Raw genomic sequence first — 17,233 nt, 5'->3', positions numbered from 1 at the left:
ATACAGACGACGGAAGGTGCAGACATGTTTAAAAGGTTAATACGAACCACGAATAATCTCAAATTAAAGCATAAATTGCTCATTTCCTATGTATTGGTTGTCATGATTCCGGTCCTGATTGTCGGTCTGGCGGTGACCAGTTATTTTCGCCAGCAAGCCCTGGATAACGCGATTGGGCAGACGATCATCAATGTGGACAAGATCAAGAGCCAGACGGCAACCATGCTGCGTGTGCCAACCGACATATCCAACCTTTTAATGTTTAATGCGGATCTCAAGGAGATCGTGAATAAACGTTACGAGAGTGTTGTGCAGCTGACGTCGGCTTATCTCGCATACAAAGATTTTCAAGAATACAGGCGTCTGTACCGTGAAGTTGCCGGCATTCGGTTTTACTCGACCAATCCGACACTGATCAACAACCTCGAATTCATCCCGGTAGACAAGCAGACCGAAGAGAGTTACTGGTATCAGCAGGCATTGAAAACGACCAGCATCGGGTGGTTTTACATTCCAGACAAGGGAGATAATCCTGTACACAAGCTTAGCCTGGTACGCAAAGTACCTTTTGCCGAATATCGGACTGAGGGTGTGCTGATGATTGTGATCAATCAGGATGAGCTGAATGGATTGTTGCGTCAAGAGCAGTTCGAGACGTTGATTACGGATGAGCAGGGCTATGTGGTTGCAGCCAAGAATACCGAGCTGGTCGGTAAAACGCTGAACGAACTTGATTTTGGCGTCGATCTGCAGAATCAGGCTAAAGGCACCATAGAAGCTGACTTTCAGGGGGAACCCTCCAACATTGTTATTGATGAACTGGGCCCTGGATCGAGCATGAACAGCCTGAAGGTTATTTCGGTTTTTGCCACCAAAAATATAGTCAAAGACGCCAACACCGTTAGCATGATCGGCATGATTTTTATTATCCTTGTGCTGGTTATCGCCCTATTATTCGTATATATCATCTCGTTCCTCACTTCGAACCGATTGCTGCGTCTGAGTAAACACCTTAACAAGCTTGCATTAGGCGACCTGAACGTGACTTCGAGAATTGATGGCAACGATGAGATCGGACAACTGTCACGACAGTTTAACTATATGGTGAAAAGTATCAATGAACTCATGACGCAGGTGGTAGAAGCGACCGAACAGAACAATCAATTGGAAATCGCCCAGAAAGAGATTAAACTGAAAATGATGGCGAGCCAAATCAATCCTCATTTCTTGTTTAATGCTTTGGAGTCCATTCGCATGAAAGCGCATATTAAGGGAGAAGCAGAGATTGCCAACATCGTCAGGCTGCTGGGCAAGCTGATGCGCAAGAGTCTGGAGATTGGCAGTGGAAAAACAACCTTCCGGGCTGAACTTGAGATGGTACGTTCCTATTTAGAAATTCAGAAATTTCGTTACGGCGACCGACTTGCGTTCCAGATCCATATCGATCCTGAGGTGGAGAAGATGTACATTCCGCCTTTGATTATTCAACCTCTGGTTGAGAATGCGATTGTTCATGGTCTGGAGAACAAAGAGGGTACAGTTCGTGTGAATATAAGTATTCGTTTAGTAGAGAACATTGTGCAGATCCGTGTGGATGACGATGGTGCAGGCATAACGCCAGAACGACTGGCTGAGGTAGTGCAGTTCATCTGTGGACCAGAGGAACAGGAGAAGAGTCGGATCGGCATGCGTAATGTACATCAACGCTTAACACTGACGTACGGGGAGCCATATGGATTGCAGATTACGAGTGTATATGGGGAAGGAACAGAGGTTTCTTTCACTTTGCCAGCAGGAGGGGACCAACATGTATAAAGTATTTTTGGTGGATGACGAACCGAGCATACGTGAGGGACTGACCACCATTATCGAGTGGGAAAAATACGGATTTCAGGTTATCGCTACAGCTGCCAGCGGGCGTGAGGCCATCTCCCGGTTTGAGGAATTGGAGCCTGATCTGACGATTATTGATATTCGTATGCCCGGGATGACCGGGCTGGATGTTATTGAAGAAGTGCGCCGGAATCATCCGGATTCGCACTTTTTGATATTGAGCGGATATGCGGATTTTGATTATGCCAAAAAAGCCATCAGTTTCGGTGTGGATGGTTATCTGCTCAAACCTGTGGATGAGGAAGAGATTATTGGTGAGCTGGAGCGTATTGCTACGATCCTGACCCGTGAACGGGAGACGCTGGCACGTCATGCAGGTGAGGATACCGCCTATAGGGAGCATCAGATTGAGGCTTTGCTCTTTGATAGTCTGGAGGGTGCAGGCAGCATGGAAGATGATAGCTTGGGTCTGCACTGGCCTCACTATCAGATTGTGCTGCTTGAGATACATTCGGCGCCAGATCTGCAACGGGGCAGTGTTATGAAACGCAAACTGATTGAAGCTTTTGACCAGAAAGATCGAGGCATCGTATTCTCATTCCATTCTGGTCTGGGTCTGTTAAGTAAGGAAACGATCACATCCGAGTCATCTGCAAGGAATCTATATGTTGAGCTGGAAGGGCTACTGGGAGAATGGGATATTCACATGTATGGTGCTGCAGGAGAACCAGTACATTCCACGGCTGAGATTGCGCGGTCATACACGCAGGCCAATCGCACACTTGGGGAACGATTTTTGTTCACGGAGCAGCGCATTATTCTATGGAATGAAGGTAGCGAAAGCGAAGACGTTAGTGAGCCAAGAGTCGAAGCTGTAGATGGAACGCATGAACCAGATGAGGAAGAACTCGCGGACAAGCTGTATTATGCCTTGGACATCCGTAGTAGTGAATCAGTCATGCGAGTACTAGGTGAGATGGAAGAGCGTCTGGTTCCATATCATCGTACAGAGCAAGCCATTAAGACGGCGTTCTCACAGGTATTTTCCCTGGCAATCAACAAGCTCGCAGCGACGAATCAACATATGCACTCCATTATGCAAGAACATTCGGTTCTGATTAACGAAGTCTATCACCAATTCACGATGCCTGATCTCAAAGTCATGACGGCTGAACACTTGAATCGACTTATTCAACGTATGGGTGGAGGCAGCAAGGATACTGTACTGAAACAGATGATTGAATTTATCCAGCGTAATCCTGGTGAAAATCTCAAGCTCGAAGTACTGGCAGAAGTGTTTAACTATAACAGCAGTTACCTCGGCAAGTTGTTCAAGAATCATACAGGAGAGTACTTCAATGTATTTCTGGACAAGGTGCGTATGGAGAAAGCCAAGGAATTGTTGGATGAAGGACTGAAGGTCCATCAGGTCGCGGCGAGAGTGGGATATGCGAACGTGGACTATTTCCACGGTAAGTTCAAGAAGTATGTAGGGGAATCCCCGTCCGCTTACAAACAAGCAAGAACACAATCCCTTGCCAAAGACTCGGCTACTGATATAAACGAAGAATAAGTACGAAGTAATGGGCTTTGCCCATGCTCATTGTATAAAACGTTTTCGGATTTTCTGGACATACTCCAGATTCATCATATTGTCCATGCACTTCCCATGATAAGCAATGGTCACGGAATGCTTCACATCTTAGACTGGATTTACAAGATTCCAGATGAAGGGATGGCTATACGATATGAATTTGTCTGATATAGGTGCTGTACGTCATACATTGAACTTAAATGGAACATGGCAGTTTCGTTTGGAACTGGAGTCTGACAAACTCGTTGAACAAAAGATAGTTCTGCCTTCACTACGTGAGGACACAGTCTGGGAAGCCATTCAGATTTCCGGTTCATGGGAAGAGCAAGGATATGGAGATGAGCCTGAATACGAAAGACTAGATACCTGGACCAAGGTACGTGAGTATGAAGGCTCAGCCTGGTATGCTCAGGATATTCATGTTCCATCAGACGATTCTGACTGCCAGTATGTATTCAGATTGGAAGGGGTCCGCTGGACCACAAATCTTTGGATCAATGGGCAGTATGCCGGACAGCAAGATAGTCTGGTGAATCAACAGCAGTGGGAAGTTACCTCTCTGGTGAAGCAGGGAGAAGTTAATCGGATAGAGATCCGCGTGGATAATACGATGAAACTTCCGCTGGCTGGCAGCCATATTCATTCATTGCATACAGCCACAGCCTGGGGTGGAATCACGGGTGGTGTTTATCTGGACATTCTGCCCCCATGCCGAGTACAGACGTTACGCATTCAACCAGATGCTGAAAATGGAGCCATTCTGGTTGATTGTACTGTAAGCGCTCCCGCGAATGGATTGGCTAAAGCCATGCAATTGCATGTGGATATCCAGCATCCGGATGGCACATGGCTTGATCGTTACAGTTGTCATGTGGAGCTGAGTGGTCCTGCGCATGTTGATATAAATTCAGTAGTTCCAGCTAGGAACAACGCAGTAATAGACCAGTGGCGATTGGAACTAGGGCCAGAGATGTCTATCGCAAGATGGTCGGATGAATCCCCTGAATTATACAGAGCAGTTGTCCGTCTGCATGACGGTGAACAGGAACTAGACCAGCAGAAGCAATCATTTGGTGTTCGTTCCTTTGCAACAAATGGGAAGCAGCTTGAATTGAATGGAACGCCGGTGTATCTTCGCGGGTACGTTGATTGCTGTATCTTTCCACTGACGGGTTATCCCGTCTGGGATAAGGAGCATTATCTTCAACAGTTTCGAGTCGCCAGATCATACGGATTCAACCATGTCCGTCTGCATGGGTGGAGTGCACCAGAACCATTCTGGGACGCAGCTGATGAAGAGGGCATGCTGGTGCAAGCAGAACTTCCACATTGGTCTCGTTTCTTTGAGCAACCTGATCATCCTGCGCCAGCGGAAGTGTTGTCCTATCTGACACAAGAACTGGACGGGTTGCTCCAGTCACTGCACAGACATCCTTCATTCGTCATGTTCTCCATGGGGAATGAACTGATTGGTCCGAATGGCCATCCTGAACTCAATGCCTTGGTATCGAGGGCAAGGGATATGGACCCGACTCGGTTATATACGGACAATACAGGTTTTGGACAGCTTCCGGCGCAAGGGCGGGAAGCAGATTATTATATTCAGTCGTTGAACTGGCATCCCCCACTGGAGTCCACTATATCAGCTGTACCGGATACCACGCTGGATTATCATGCAGTCACCCGGCTTGCAGAGCAACCTGTTATTGGACACGAACATGCACAGTTCACCATGTATGTGCGGCCCCAAGAGCGAGCCAAGTATACTGGCGTTCTGCGCCCCAGTTGGTTAGGACCGATCGAAGAATCGTTGTCTAACAAAGGAATGATGGCGGACCTGGAGCATTTTCAACAGGCCAGCGGTATACATCTGGTGCGTTCCTTAAAAGAAGCCATGGAGCGGATTCGACGAACACCGGACGCTGCGGGCGTACAGCTGCTGGACATCCGCGATTTTCCGGGTCAGGGACATGCTACGACAGGCATTCTGGACGTATTCTGGGACGACAAAGGCATTACAACACCTGAAGAATTCATGCGTTTCAATGCGGATATGGTCCTGTTGTTAAGCTGTAAGGAGCGTACATTCTACGCCGGAGAACCTATTCATGTCGATGTACGCATCTCTCACTATGGGAAAGATCCGCTTGAGGGCACATCCATACTGTGGAAGTTGATTAGCGATGATGTGATACTTACCGAAGGAGAATGGAAAACCGGAGATATCCAATGTGGGTCCGTCATGTCATTGGGAAGCATCGTCACTACTGCACCTCGTGAAGCAGCAGCAGCTTTTCGGATCGAGGCAGAGTTACGGTCAGGCGATTCGGAGAGACATGTAGCCAATGTATGGCATGGCTGGTCTTTTCCTTTTTATCAATCCCATCCGGGTTCGAAGCGTATTTGGAATACCGTAGCAGAGTTGCAGCCATTCCTGGGTGAAGCGCATGATGATTGCGTAGATCACATCGATGGATTTCGTTTGTTGAAAAATCGGGAGATTGACTTGGTTATCGTTCAATCGTTAACACCCAATGTCGTTGATTATGTGGTCAACGGGGGGAGTGTGTGGTTACAGCCAACTTCAGAAGCGCTATATGATTCAGTGGATACCAAGTACCTGCCTGTATTCTGGAATTACCTCATGTTCGCTACACAGCCTGGTGCAACGATGGGTATGGTTTTGAGGGATCAGGTACCACTATTGGGCTCCTTCCCGCATGATGGGGCATCAGACTGGCATTGGTATCACCTGGTGAACGGTACACCAGCGATATGTTTGGATACATTGCACGGGGTAGAGCCGCTGATTGAAGTAGTGGACCATTTCCATCGGGCCAAACGACTTGCTTATGCCTTTGAAGCAAAAGTAGGAAAGGGCAGGATATTGGTATCCACACTTCCTTTTACTAACCTGTCTTTAATGAAGCGTCCAGAAGTCGCCTACTTATTTCAGGAGATCCTTTCATATCTGCATGGAGACCACTTTCAACCGGCAACCTCCATATCTGTTGCGCAACTGCTCGGGATCGCTAAACTGCAAACGATTCAATTTACATTGTAATTCACAAGGACCTGAAAGGGTCCTTTTTGCATGCTGTTTCGTTGAAGTAAACGATTACTATAAAACGTTTTCGATATTTACCATTTAAGATAGATATTTACCTTTATATTACTTTTATTGCAGTGTGAAGTATGAATTATCACTGATTTTAACTAATTAATGTCTGATTATATATGTCTATATCTAATTTTTATATGATTTTCTCTAAAATCCAGATGGTATTTTGAAAACGCTCTATCGAGTATGATTATTTTATAAAACAGAGGAGGGGGAACGGAGATGGAAACGCTAACAAAAAAATCCGCTTCCGCGAACAGAAGCAGTGACCCCAAACCGCCTTTAAAGAATCGGCGGAACGGAATTTGGGACAGAATGAAGCAGCAGAAATATCTCTATCTCATGTCATTGCCATTCGTAGCTTGGGTTTTCGTATTTAACTATCTGCCACTATGGGGATGGACGATGGCTTTCCAAAACTATAAACCTGCCAGATCATTTGGTGATCAAGAGTGGGTTGGCTTTAAACACTTTGTAGAGCTGTTCAGTGATGATCGTTTCTATCTGGTACTTCGGAATACGCTTGCAATGAGCTTGATGGGACTAGTTGTTGGTTTTATCGTGCCGATTTTCTTCGCTATTCTCTTAAATGAAATGAAAGGCATGTTCTTCAAGCGTGCCGTGCAAACGGTATCATATCTGCCTCACTTTGTATCCTGGGTCGTTGTAGCCGGGATCATTACGAAGATGCTCTCCACCGATGGAGGGATTATCAACGATCTCTTGGTAGGACTGAACATTATTGATCAACCGATCCAATTCATGGCCAAGGGTAACTTGTTCTGGTACATTGTAACCGCTTCAGATATGTGGAAAGAAACCGGTTGGAATGCCATCATCTATCTGGCGGCGATTACAGGTATCGACAATGAGCTGTATGAAGCTTCCCGTGTAGATGGAGCTAACCGCTGGAGACAGATGTGGCATATTACGCTGCCTGGCATACGGACCACGATTTCTGTACTTTTCATCATGTCGATTGGGCATCTGATCAGTATCGGTTTCGAGAAGCAGTTCTTGCTTGGCAACAGTCTGGTCACAGACTACTCGGAAGTACTTGATCTATACGCGCTCAATTATGGTTTGAATATGGGACGATTCTCATATGGTACAGCCATAGGTATATTCAACTCCGTTGTCAGTATCATCCTCTTGTTTACTGCGAACGGCTTGTTCAAAAAATTCACAAAAGAAAGCATCATGTAGGGAGGGGACGACATTATGGCGAACAAAGCATTCAATGCTACTCGGGGCGATAAACTGTTCGATATATTCAACATCCTCGCGATGACCATGGTGCTGGTTGTAACACTTTATCCATTCCTTAACGTACTAGCTATCTCACTCAATAACTCGACAGATACAGTACGTGGCGGAATTTACTTGTGGCCTCGCGAATTCACATTACAGAACTACAAAACGATTTTCCAATATGATGGATTGCTACAAGGTTTGCAGATCTCCATTCTGCGTACACTTGTAGGTACCGTGCTTGGATTGATCAGCTCCTCTATGATCGCCTTTACACTGAGCAGACCTGATTTTGGACTTAGAAAATTTGTTTCCACAACGCTCGCGCTCACGATGTATTTCTCCGGTGGTCTGATTCCGGTGTACATTCTGATGCGTGACTTGAACCTGATCGGTACATTCTGGGTATATGTATTGCCTGGTATGATCAGTGCATTTAACGTATTCATCATCCGTTCATTCATTGATGGCCTGCCATACTCATTGCAGGAATCCGCGAAGCTGGACGGAGCGAATGACTTTACAATCTATTACAGAATCATCTTGCCACTGTGTAAACCAGTGCTTGCTACCATCGCATTGTTCCTGGCTGTAGGTCAATGGAATGCATGGTTCGATACGTACCTGTATAATGGTTCAAAGGCACATTTGACCACGCTCCAATATGAGCTGATGAAAGTATTGCAAAGTACGCAGCAAGGCTCAGGTGCTGGACGAAATGCGAATGATATGGCGCAGCAAATGACACAGATTTCACCGGAATCGATCAAAATGGCGATTACGATCGTTGTAACGGTTCCAATCCTCATTGTATATCCATTCCTTCAAAAGTACTTTGTTGGCGGTATGACATTGGGCGCAGTAAAAGGTTAAACAAGTGGGTACAGGCTGCCACATAGAGCGGCCGTACATCTACAAATGAAGCATCAGGATACCCGAAGCGCAGCCATGTGGTCTGCGCTTCACCGTATAGGGCTGCGGCGTGGTATTCATGAGGCTATAGACAGGGACAAAAAAGTCCCGGACAAAACAGACATATGAAACAGGGAGGATTACCATTATGGCAAGTTCCAAAATGAAGATTGCACTGGCTCCAGTGCTTGCGATGTCTTTGCTCGCAGGTTGCGGTGGAGGAAGTGGCGGTGATACGTCCTTTAAGGATACAAGCGCAGAGACAACTCCACTTACGTTCGATTTCTTTAGTGTCGATCCCAGTCCGAACTGGAATGGCATGAAGGATGAAATCGGCAAAGTCCTTACAGAAAAAACAGGGATAACCCTTAACGGTGAATTTGCCGTTAGTGGTGGTCAAGATAAAATATCCTTAATGGCAGCGAGCGGAGACTATCCGGATATCGTGTCACCCAAAGGAGAACTTAGCAAACTGGTGGATGCCGGGGCAATGCTCGATCTGACAGATCTGATCGACCAATATGCTCCCAATCTGAAGAAGCTGTATGGTAATTACATGGACCGGTTGAAATACAGTAATGAAGATCAGGCTATTTATGTCTTACCAACGTATTATGCGGTAGACCAAAAGTACTTTGATGCAGGTGGCGGATTTGGTATTCAGCACCGTGTACTGAAAGAACTCGGATACCCGGAAGTACGTACACTTCAGGATTACGAGAATGTATTGAAGGCGTACAAAGAGAAACACCCAACGATTGATGGTCAGCCAACCATCCCGTTAACACTGGACGCGGATGATTGGAGAATCATGATTACCGTAACGAACCCTGCCTTCCAAGCAACAGGTGCACCGGATGACGGTGAATACTACATCGATCCAGAGACGTATGAAGCAAGTCTGCATTACAAACGTCCAGAGGAAAAAGAGTACTTCCGCTGGTTGAACCATATGTATAACACTGGATTGCTTGATCAGGACAGCTTCATCCAAAAAACAGACCAATACAAATCCAAAATTGCAAGTGGACGTGTTCTGGGTGTCATTGACCAGGATTGGGGATATTCCGATGCAGAAAATGCATTGAAATCCGCAGGCAAGACGGAAGCAACGTATTCACACTTCCCGGTAACCCTGTCAGAGGATATCAAGGATCATTCCTTCCAAGATCCTGGTTTTGTATCCGGTTGGGGTGTAGGGATTACGACAACGAATCCTGATCCGGTTCGTACGATTAAATTCTTCGATTACCTGGCTTCTGAAGAAGGGCAAGTGCTGATGAACTGGGGAATTGAAGGAAAACAGTATGAAGTGAAGGACGGCAAACGTGTGATTCCTGCCGACATTCAGGACCAGAAAACCAATAATGCAGCCGTATTCCAGAAAGAAACGGGTATCGGACTGTACACCAATATGTCCGGTCACTATGGAGACGGTGTGAAGGATTCAACGGATAACTACTACACTACGAATTTCCCTGAACAGATCGTAGCAGCATATTCCGATGCAGAGAAAGAAACACTCAAAGCATACGGTGCTACTACGTGGAAAGACCTGTTCCCAAGTGAAGATGAGTTCCCAATCAAACCATGGGGAGCAGCATACAATCTGCCAACACCAGGTGACTCTAACTACAACGTCATCTTCAAGAAAACACAGGATATCATCCGGAAACGTATACCGGAAGCCATTCTGAGTACTCCTGAACAGTTCGATGCCATCTATGACGGCATGATTGCAGAAGTGAACCAAGCAGGAGCAGAGGATATGGAAAAACAATACACTGAGCTTGTCCAAAACCGTGTTCAATTGTGGAGCGGCGAAGAAGCTAAATAAGCAGGTGTTTGGTCAGATTCAAACGGAGAAAGAACCCGGGAAACCGGGTTCTTTTATATATCTAAAACGTTTTCCAAAAAACGTTTTCAATTTTGTATATTCGCTATTGACAAGGACTATGGGAGCGATTATTATTCAATTATGAAAGCACTTACATTTACTTGTACATCAGGGGAAACGACATACAACCTGTCCGATTTGTTCAAAGGCAACTGAGAGGTTGACGAGTGAACTAAAGTGTTGGAAGATCCATTCACTGTCATTAAGAAAGCGCTTTTAATGTTAGATAAACAAAAATGTTACATTCGTTTCATCTGGTCACGGTATGTGCAGGTCAGCCTGTTATACAAATATACAGCTTCATTATATCCATAAGGGGGATTACACATGAAGGGCAAAACACCAAAAACATTCGCAATGCTTCTGTTAGCCAGTGCTCTTGCAATTACAGCAGGATGCAGCGGCAGTGGAGGAGGAACTACCGCTTCAGAAAAGCCGGTTGATTCTGGAGATACGACCACCCCGGTAACCTTTACATTCTTTGGTGCAGATGCAAGTCCAAGCTGGAATAACATGAAAGATGCAGTGGGCCAAGAGATCACCAAACAAACAGGTGTTACAATTGAAGCAGAGTATGATGTGAATAATGGTGGCGACCAAAAGATTCCTTTAATGGCTGCCAGCGGTGATTACCCTGATATTATCTTTCCTAAAGGTAACTTGTCGAAGCTAGTGGATGCAGGCGCAATGCTGGACCTGACTGACCTGATTGAAGAACATGCACCAAACCTGAAAAAAATCTATGGTGAGCAGATGAATCGTTTGAAATACAGTCTGGATGATCAGGCGATCTATGCTATTCCAACGAATATGGGTGTAGATAACGTTGCATTTGATGCAGGTGGCGGTTTCGAAATCCAGCAAAGAGTCTTGAAAGAGCTGGGATATCCTGAAGTGAAAACACTTGAGGATTACGAGAACGTTCTTAGAACGTATTATGAAAAACATCCAACAATCGATGGTCAACCAACCATTCCGCTGACATTGAATGCAGATGACTGGAAGATCATGATCACGGTAACGAACCCTGCCTTCCAGGCAACAGGTGGACCGGATGATGGTGAATATTACATTAACCCTGAAACGTATGAAGCAATGCTTCACTACAAACGTCCTGAGGAAAAAGAGTATTTCCGTTGGTTGAACAAAATGTATAATGAAGGACTGCTCGACAAAGATACTTTTGTTCAAAAAGATGATCAATACAAATCCAAAATTGCAAGTGGTCGTGTACTCGGTCTGATTGACCAGGACTGGAACTATGGTGAAGCTGAAAATGCTCTCAAAGCAGCGGGCAAAGATGACGCCACATATGCTCACTTCTCCGTGTCCCTGAACAAGGACATTGTGGATCATACGTTCCAACCAACCGGATTTGATGGTTATGGTATCGGGATCACAACGTCAGCCAAAGATCCGGTTCGTATCATCAAATTTATGGATTGGCTCGCTTCCGATGAAGGTCAAGTATTGAGAAACTGGGGTGTTGAAGGCGAACACTACAACGTAGAAGATGGCAAACGTATCATTCCTGACGAGGTTCAGGAGCGCAAAACGAATGACAACTCGAACTTCACCAAAGAAACGGGAGTTGGATTGTACAACATATTCAGCGCAAGATACGGTGATGGGGTAAAAGATGCTACAGACAACTTCTACACAACGAACTTCCCTGAACAGATCCAAGCAAGTTACACACCAGCAGAGAAGGAAACGTTGAAAGCATATGGTATTACAACTTGGAAAGATTTCTATCCTTCTGAAGATGAACTGAAACTGAAAGACTGGGGCGCAGCATATAACATGCCTGTACCTTCCGACACGGATTACAACGTAACGTTCCAGAAAACGCAGGATATCATCCGTAAACGGATTCCGGAAGCCATCCTTGCCAAACCTGAGAACTTCGACAGCGTATATGACAGTCTCCTGGCTGAACTCGATAAAGCGGGTGCAGTTGAAATGGAGAAACAATATACGGTTTGGATCAAAGAACGTGTTGCGCTGTGGACTGGAAAAGATGTGAAATAAGATTGAAAACAAGGCATAAAAGCCAATGGTTTTCATTTCAAAAAAAGCCCTTGAGAAAGGGCTTTTTTTGTTGTTGACGTAGGGTGGTGGATAGCATATAATCTATCATGTAAGCACTTTCAGTAAGCGTTTTATAGTTATTGCGAAAACGTTTTATGCTTGTTAGCAGAATGTTTTATCGCTTAAACCGATGGAGACGCTAGCTTTACAAAAAGCCATAATGGACTGTATCGAAAGCGCATTCAAAAAAGTGGTATCCTCAGGCATAAGCCTGTTATACAGATAAAACCTTCATAAATAATAGGGGGAACTAGACAATGAGAGGCAAAATGAAAGGTAATACACCCAAGACGTTTGCAATGTTGATGCTCGCAAGTGCAATGTTGGTCACAGCTGGCTGTGGGAATTCGGGAACCAAAGAGACTTCGGAGTCCAGCGGAACCGAACCGGTCACAGTTACATTCTTCGGGGCGGATGCTAGTCCAACCTGGAACAAGATGCAAGATGCTGTTGGTAAAAAGATTACGGAGCAAACAGGCGTTACCATTGAAGCAGAGTATGATGTAAACGATGGTGGTAACCAGAAGATTGCGCTTATGGCTGCCAGTGGTGACTTTCCTGATATGATCTACCCTAAAGGTAACTTATCTAAGCTTGTGGATGCAGGCGCGATGCTGGATCTCACGGATCTGATTGAGGAGCATGCTCCCAATCTGAAAAAAATCTATGGAGAACAGATGAACCGTTTGAAATACAGTCTTGAAGATCAAGCGATATATACCATTCCAACCAATATGGGTGTCGATAATGTTACGTTTGACGCTACAGGTGGATTTGAAATTCAGCAAAGAGTATTGAAAGAGCTTGGGTACCCTGAAGTGAAGACACTTGAGGATTACGAGAACGTACTCAGAGCTTATTATGAAAAACATCCAACGATTGATGGTCAGCCAACCATTCCATTGACATTGAATGCAGATGACTGGAAGATCATGATTACGGTAACGAATCCAGCTTTCCAGGCAACAGGTGCACCGGATGATGGTGAATATTACATTGACCCTGAAACGTATGAAGCAAAACTACACTACAAACGTCCAGAGGAAAGAGAATATTTCCGTTGGTTGAACAAAATGTACAATGAAGGCCTGTTGGACAAAGATGCATTTGTTCAAAAGGATGACCAATATAAGTCTAAAATTGCAAGTGGCCGTGTCCTCGGTCTGATTGACCAAGAGTGGAATTATCAAGAAGCGGAGAACGCACTTAAATCATCGGGCAAAGATGACGCCACATATGCTCACTTCTCTGTATCACTTAACGATGAAATTGTGGATCACACGTTCCAACCAGCCGGATTTGACGGTTATGGCATCGGGATCACAACTTCTGCCAAAGATCCAGTGCGTATCATTAAATTCATGGATTGGCTTGCTTCCGATGAAGGCCAGGTATTGAGAAACTGGGGTCTTGAAGGCGAACACTACAACGTAGAAGATGGTCAACGCGTTATCCCAGATGAAGTTCAAGATCGAAAAACAAATGACAACTCCAATTTCAGCAAGGAAACAGGAATTGGAATGTATAATGTATTTAGTGCAAGATACGGTGACGGTGTGAAAGATTCTACCGATAACTACTACACAACGAACTTCCCTGAGCAGATTGTAGCTGGTTACACAGCTGCTGAGAAAGAAACACTGAAAGCTTACGGGATTACGACATGGAAAGAGTTCTATCCGGCTGAAGAAGATCTGCCAGTTAAGGATTGGGGCGCAGCGTATAACATGTCCGTACCTTCCGGTACAGACTATGAAGTAACTTTCCAGAAAACGCAGGATATCATCCGCAAACGGATTCCGGAAGCTGTTCTGACTACACCAGCAAACTTTGATGCAACCTATGATGCTTTACTGGCTGATTTGGACAAAGCGGGTGCAGTTGAAATGGAGAAACAATTTACGGTTTGGGTTAAGGAACGTGTCTCTCTGTGGACAGGAAAAGACGTAAAATAATATAGATTGTCTGCAATCCATGGTTACACAAGGAAAGGCCCTATATGGGGCCTTTTTTTTGTGGATGTTGTGATGATTTGCATTGACGCAAATTTTGAAATCACATATAATTTTCTTATTGTAAGCACTTACCGAAAACGTTTTATGTCATCGAGAATAATACAGCTTATTTAGGAACAGGAGCTAATCATGTCCCAACACAATAACCAAACTAAAATCAATCGTCTATGGTATCGACAACCGGCAAAACGCTGGGAAGAAGCATTGCCCATCGGAAACGGCCGTCTTGGAGGCATGGTGTACGGTGGCGCAGCAGATGAACGAATTCAGCTCAATGAAGATACATTATGGTCAGGATTTCCTCGGGATACGATTCAATACAGTAGTCAGCGGTATTTAAAACAGACACGTGAGTTGATTATGGCTGGGCAGTATGGCGAAGCCGAGGATTTATTGAACCGTGAAATGCTAGGTCGTGATGTGGAGGCCTATCAGCCGATGGGTCACTTCCTATTAAACCATGAGGGTCTGGATGATCTTTCGTATGATTCATTTGAGCGTGAGCTTGATCTGGAATCAGGTATTGCCACCACGACGTACTCATGGGAAGAAACTCGTTATGTACGTGAAGTATATGCCAGCGCTTCGGATGATCTGATGGTCTGCACATTGACTGCTGATCGGAAGGGTGCTGTGAATGTAAGTATTACGCTAGACAGTCCCCATCCTTATCAGCTTCAGACTTCGGGAGATGCACTCACCATGTTCAGTCGGTGCCCAAGTCATGTGGAGTCCAATTACTTCAGGGATCACCCGGAATCCGTCATCTATGAGGAGGATCGGGGAACCGCTTATGCTGTGCGTGTGGCAGTTACGGCAACAGGCGAGCAGGCCAAGGTCACCAATCTGGAAGGCAAGCTGCATATTCAGGGTGCTGATCAGGTTGTTTTCCATCTGGCGGCGGCTACGTCTTTTGAAAGTTACGATGTGTTGCCTGTGAAGGACAACCTGGTGCTGGAAAAGGAATGCAGGGATACGATCTCTAAAGCAATCGCACATGGTACGGAAGCCCTTCGTGAACGACATGTAGAAGATCATAACGCTTTGTTTAACAGAGTCTCTATTGATCTCGGTGTATCGGCTAACGCCGAATTGCCTACGGATGAGCGGCTTCAGGCCTATCAGGCAGGGGATCAAGACCCTGGGCTGGAGGCACTTTATTTTCAATATGGAAGATATCTGTTAATGGCGAGTTCGCGCCCTGGAAGCCAGCCTGCCAATCTGCAGGGAATCTGGAACCATCAGGTGGAGCCGCCATGGCACAGTGATTACACGATCAACATCAACACCGAAATGAACTACTGGCCGGCAGAAGTGTGCAATCTCAGTGAATGTCATGAGCCATTGTTTGATATGCTGACGGATCTCAGTGATACAGGACGCCGAACAGCGCGGATTCTGTATGGAGCTCGTGGATGGACTGCCCATCATAACGTGGATATCTGGAGAACCTCGACACCGACAGGCGGTGATGCAAGCTGGGCTTTCTGGCCGATGGGTGGCGTGTGGCTGACCTCGCATCTATGGGAGCATTACCAATTTACCGGGGATCAGCGTTTTCTTGAGGAACGTGCCTATCCGATCATGAAAGAGGCTGCACTCTTCTGTCTCGACTGGCTGGTGGAAGGACCGGAAGGTTATCTGGTGACGATCCCATCCACATCACCCGAGAACAAGTTCCTTACGGAAACTGGAGAGGCACGCAGTATATCCATGGCTTCAACGATGGATATGAGCTTGATTCGTGAACTGTTCAGCCGCTGTATTGAGGCCTCGAAGCAACTAAATATAGATGAGTCGTTGGCAAGCGATTGGAGTGAGGCTCTGGGCAAACTCTATCCATTCCGAATTGGGAGCGAAGGACAATTGCTGGAGTGGTTTAAGGATTTTGCCGAATCCGAGCCAGGGCATCGTCACGTCTCCCATCTGTATGGACTGTATCCGGGAGAGCAGATCAATCGAGTGCACACACCGGAACTTGTGGAAGCTGCAAGGGTATCGCTTGAACGTCGTATTTCACAAGGGGGAGGGCATACAGGATGGAGCTGTGCATGGTTGATCAACCTGTATGCACGACTGTTGGATAGCAGCCAGGCACATCAGTTTGTGCGTACGTTGCTGGCCCGATCCACACATCCGAATCTGTTTGACGATCATCCGCCGTTCCAGATCGATGGTAACTTTGGAGGCACGGCTGGTATGGCCGAGATGTTGTTGCAGAGTCACTTGAACGAGTTACATTTACTTCCGGCATTGCCTGACCTCTGGACTCAAGGACGTGTGGAAGGGCTTCGTGCAAGAGGTGGCTATACAGTGGGCATAACATGGGCGGACAACAAGCTTGCGTCAGCGGTCATCAAAGCAGACCGAAGTGACTCGCTGACCATTCGCAGTGCTCATCCGCTGCGTGTAGAAGGAAATGAACAAGCCAAGGCAGAGCTTACGCCTCAGGGCGATTATGTAATTATTTTAACCATGACCGCAGGACAGACGATCCGCGTGTCATCATGAGACGGAGG

At 45.9% G+C, this 17,233-nt stretch carries 9 protein-coding genes; all 9 read left to right on the top strand.

Annotated elements, in window-relative coordinates; all coding sequences use genetic code 11:
• Nucleotides 1-24 precede the first annotated feature (24 nt).
• The 9 genes from MHI06_RS25380 to MHI06_RS25340 all read left to right on the top strand — a co-directional run bounded on the left by MHI06_RS25380 (nt 25) and on the right by MHI06_RS25340 (nt 17,225).
• Complete coding sequence (locus tag MHI06_RS25380; RefSeq protein WP_340399494.1) at nt 25-1,815, top strand: sensor histidine kinase; 1,791 nt, start codon at nt 25-27, stop codon at nt 1,813-1,815.
• Nucleotides 1,808-3,406 (top strand): response regulator transcription factor, encoded by a 1,599-nt coding sequence (locus MHI06_RS25375; protein ID WP_340399493.1) that lies wholly within the window; start codon nt 1,808-1,810, stop codon nt 3,404-3,406. The genes MHI06_RS25380 and MHI06_RS25375 overlap by 8 nt, the downstream gene beginning before the upstream one ends.
• A 175-nt stretch (nt 3,407-3,581) precedes the next feature.
• A complete protein-coding gene (locus tag MHI06_RS25370; RefSeq protein WP_340399492.1) occupies nt 3,582-6,491 on the top strand; it encodes a sugar-binding domain-containing protein in 2,910 nt (969 codons plus the stop codon).
• A gap of 279 nt (nt 6,492-6,770) precedes the next feature.
• On the top strand, nt 6,771-7,754 hold the full coding sequence (locus MHI06_RS25365) for a sugar ABC transporter permease (protein ID WP_169481450.1): 984 nt from the start codon (nt 6,771-6,773) through the stop codon (nt 7,752-7,754).
• 15 nt (nt 7,755-7,769) lie between these two features.
• Nucleotides 7,770-8,672, top strand: coding sequence for a carbohydrate ABC transporter permease (locus tag MHI06_RS25360; protein WP_036606894.1), 903 nt, complete (start codon nt 7,770-7,772; stop codon nt 8,670-8,672).
• 187 nt (nt 8,673-8,859) lie between these two features.
• A complete protein-coding gene (locus tag MHI06_RS25355; protein WP_169481451.1) occupies nt 8,860-10,548 on the top strand; it encodes an ABC transporter substrate-binding protein in 1,689 nt (562 codons plus the stop codon).
• Nucleotides 10,549-10,935: 387 nt separating this feature from the next.
• On the top strand, nt 10,936-12,639 hold the full coding sequence (locus MHI06_RS25350) for an ABC transporter substrate-binding protein (RefSeq protein WP_169481452.1): 1,704 nt from the start codon (nt 10,936-10,938) through the stop codon (nt 12,637-12,639).
• A gap of 329 nt (nt 12,640-12,968) precedes the next feature.
• A complete protein-coding gene (locus tag MHI06_RS25345) occupies nt 12,969-14,654 on the top strand; it encodes an ABC transporter substrate-binding protein (RefSeq protein WP_340402184.1) in 1,686 nt (561 codons plus the stop codon).
• 189 nt (nt 14,655-14,843) lie between these two features.
• Nucleotides 14,844-17,225, top strand: coding sequence for a glycoside hydrolase family 95 protein (locus MHI06_RS25340; RefSeq protein ID WP_340399491.1), 2,382 nt, complete (start codon nt 14,844-14,846; stop codon nt 17,223-17,225).
• Nucleotides 17,226-17,233: the final 8 nt, after the last annotated feature.

The sequence above is a fragment of the Paenibacillus sp. FSL H8-0079 genome (genome assembly GCF_037991315.1).
Lineage (GTDB): Bacteria > Bacillota > Bacilli > Paenibacillales > Paenibacillaceae > Paenibacillus.
This window is presented reverse-complemented; position numbering and strand designations above follow the sequence as displayed.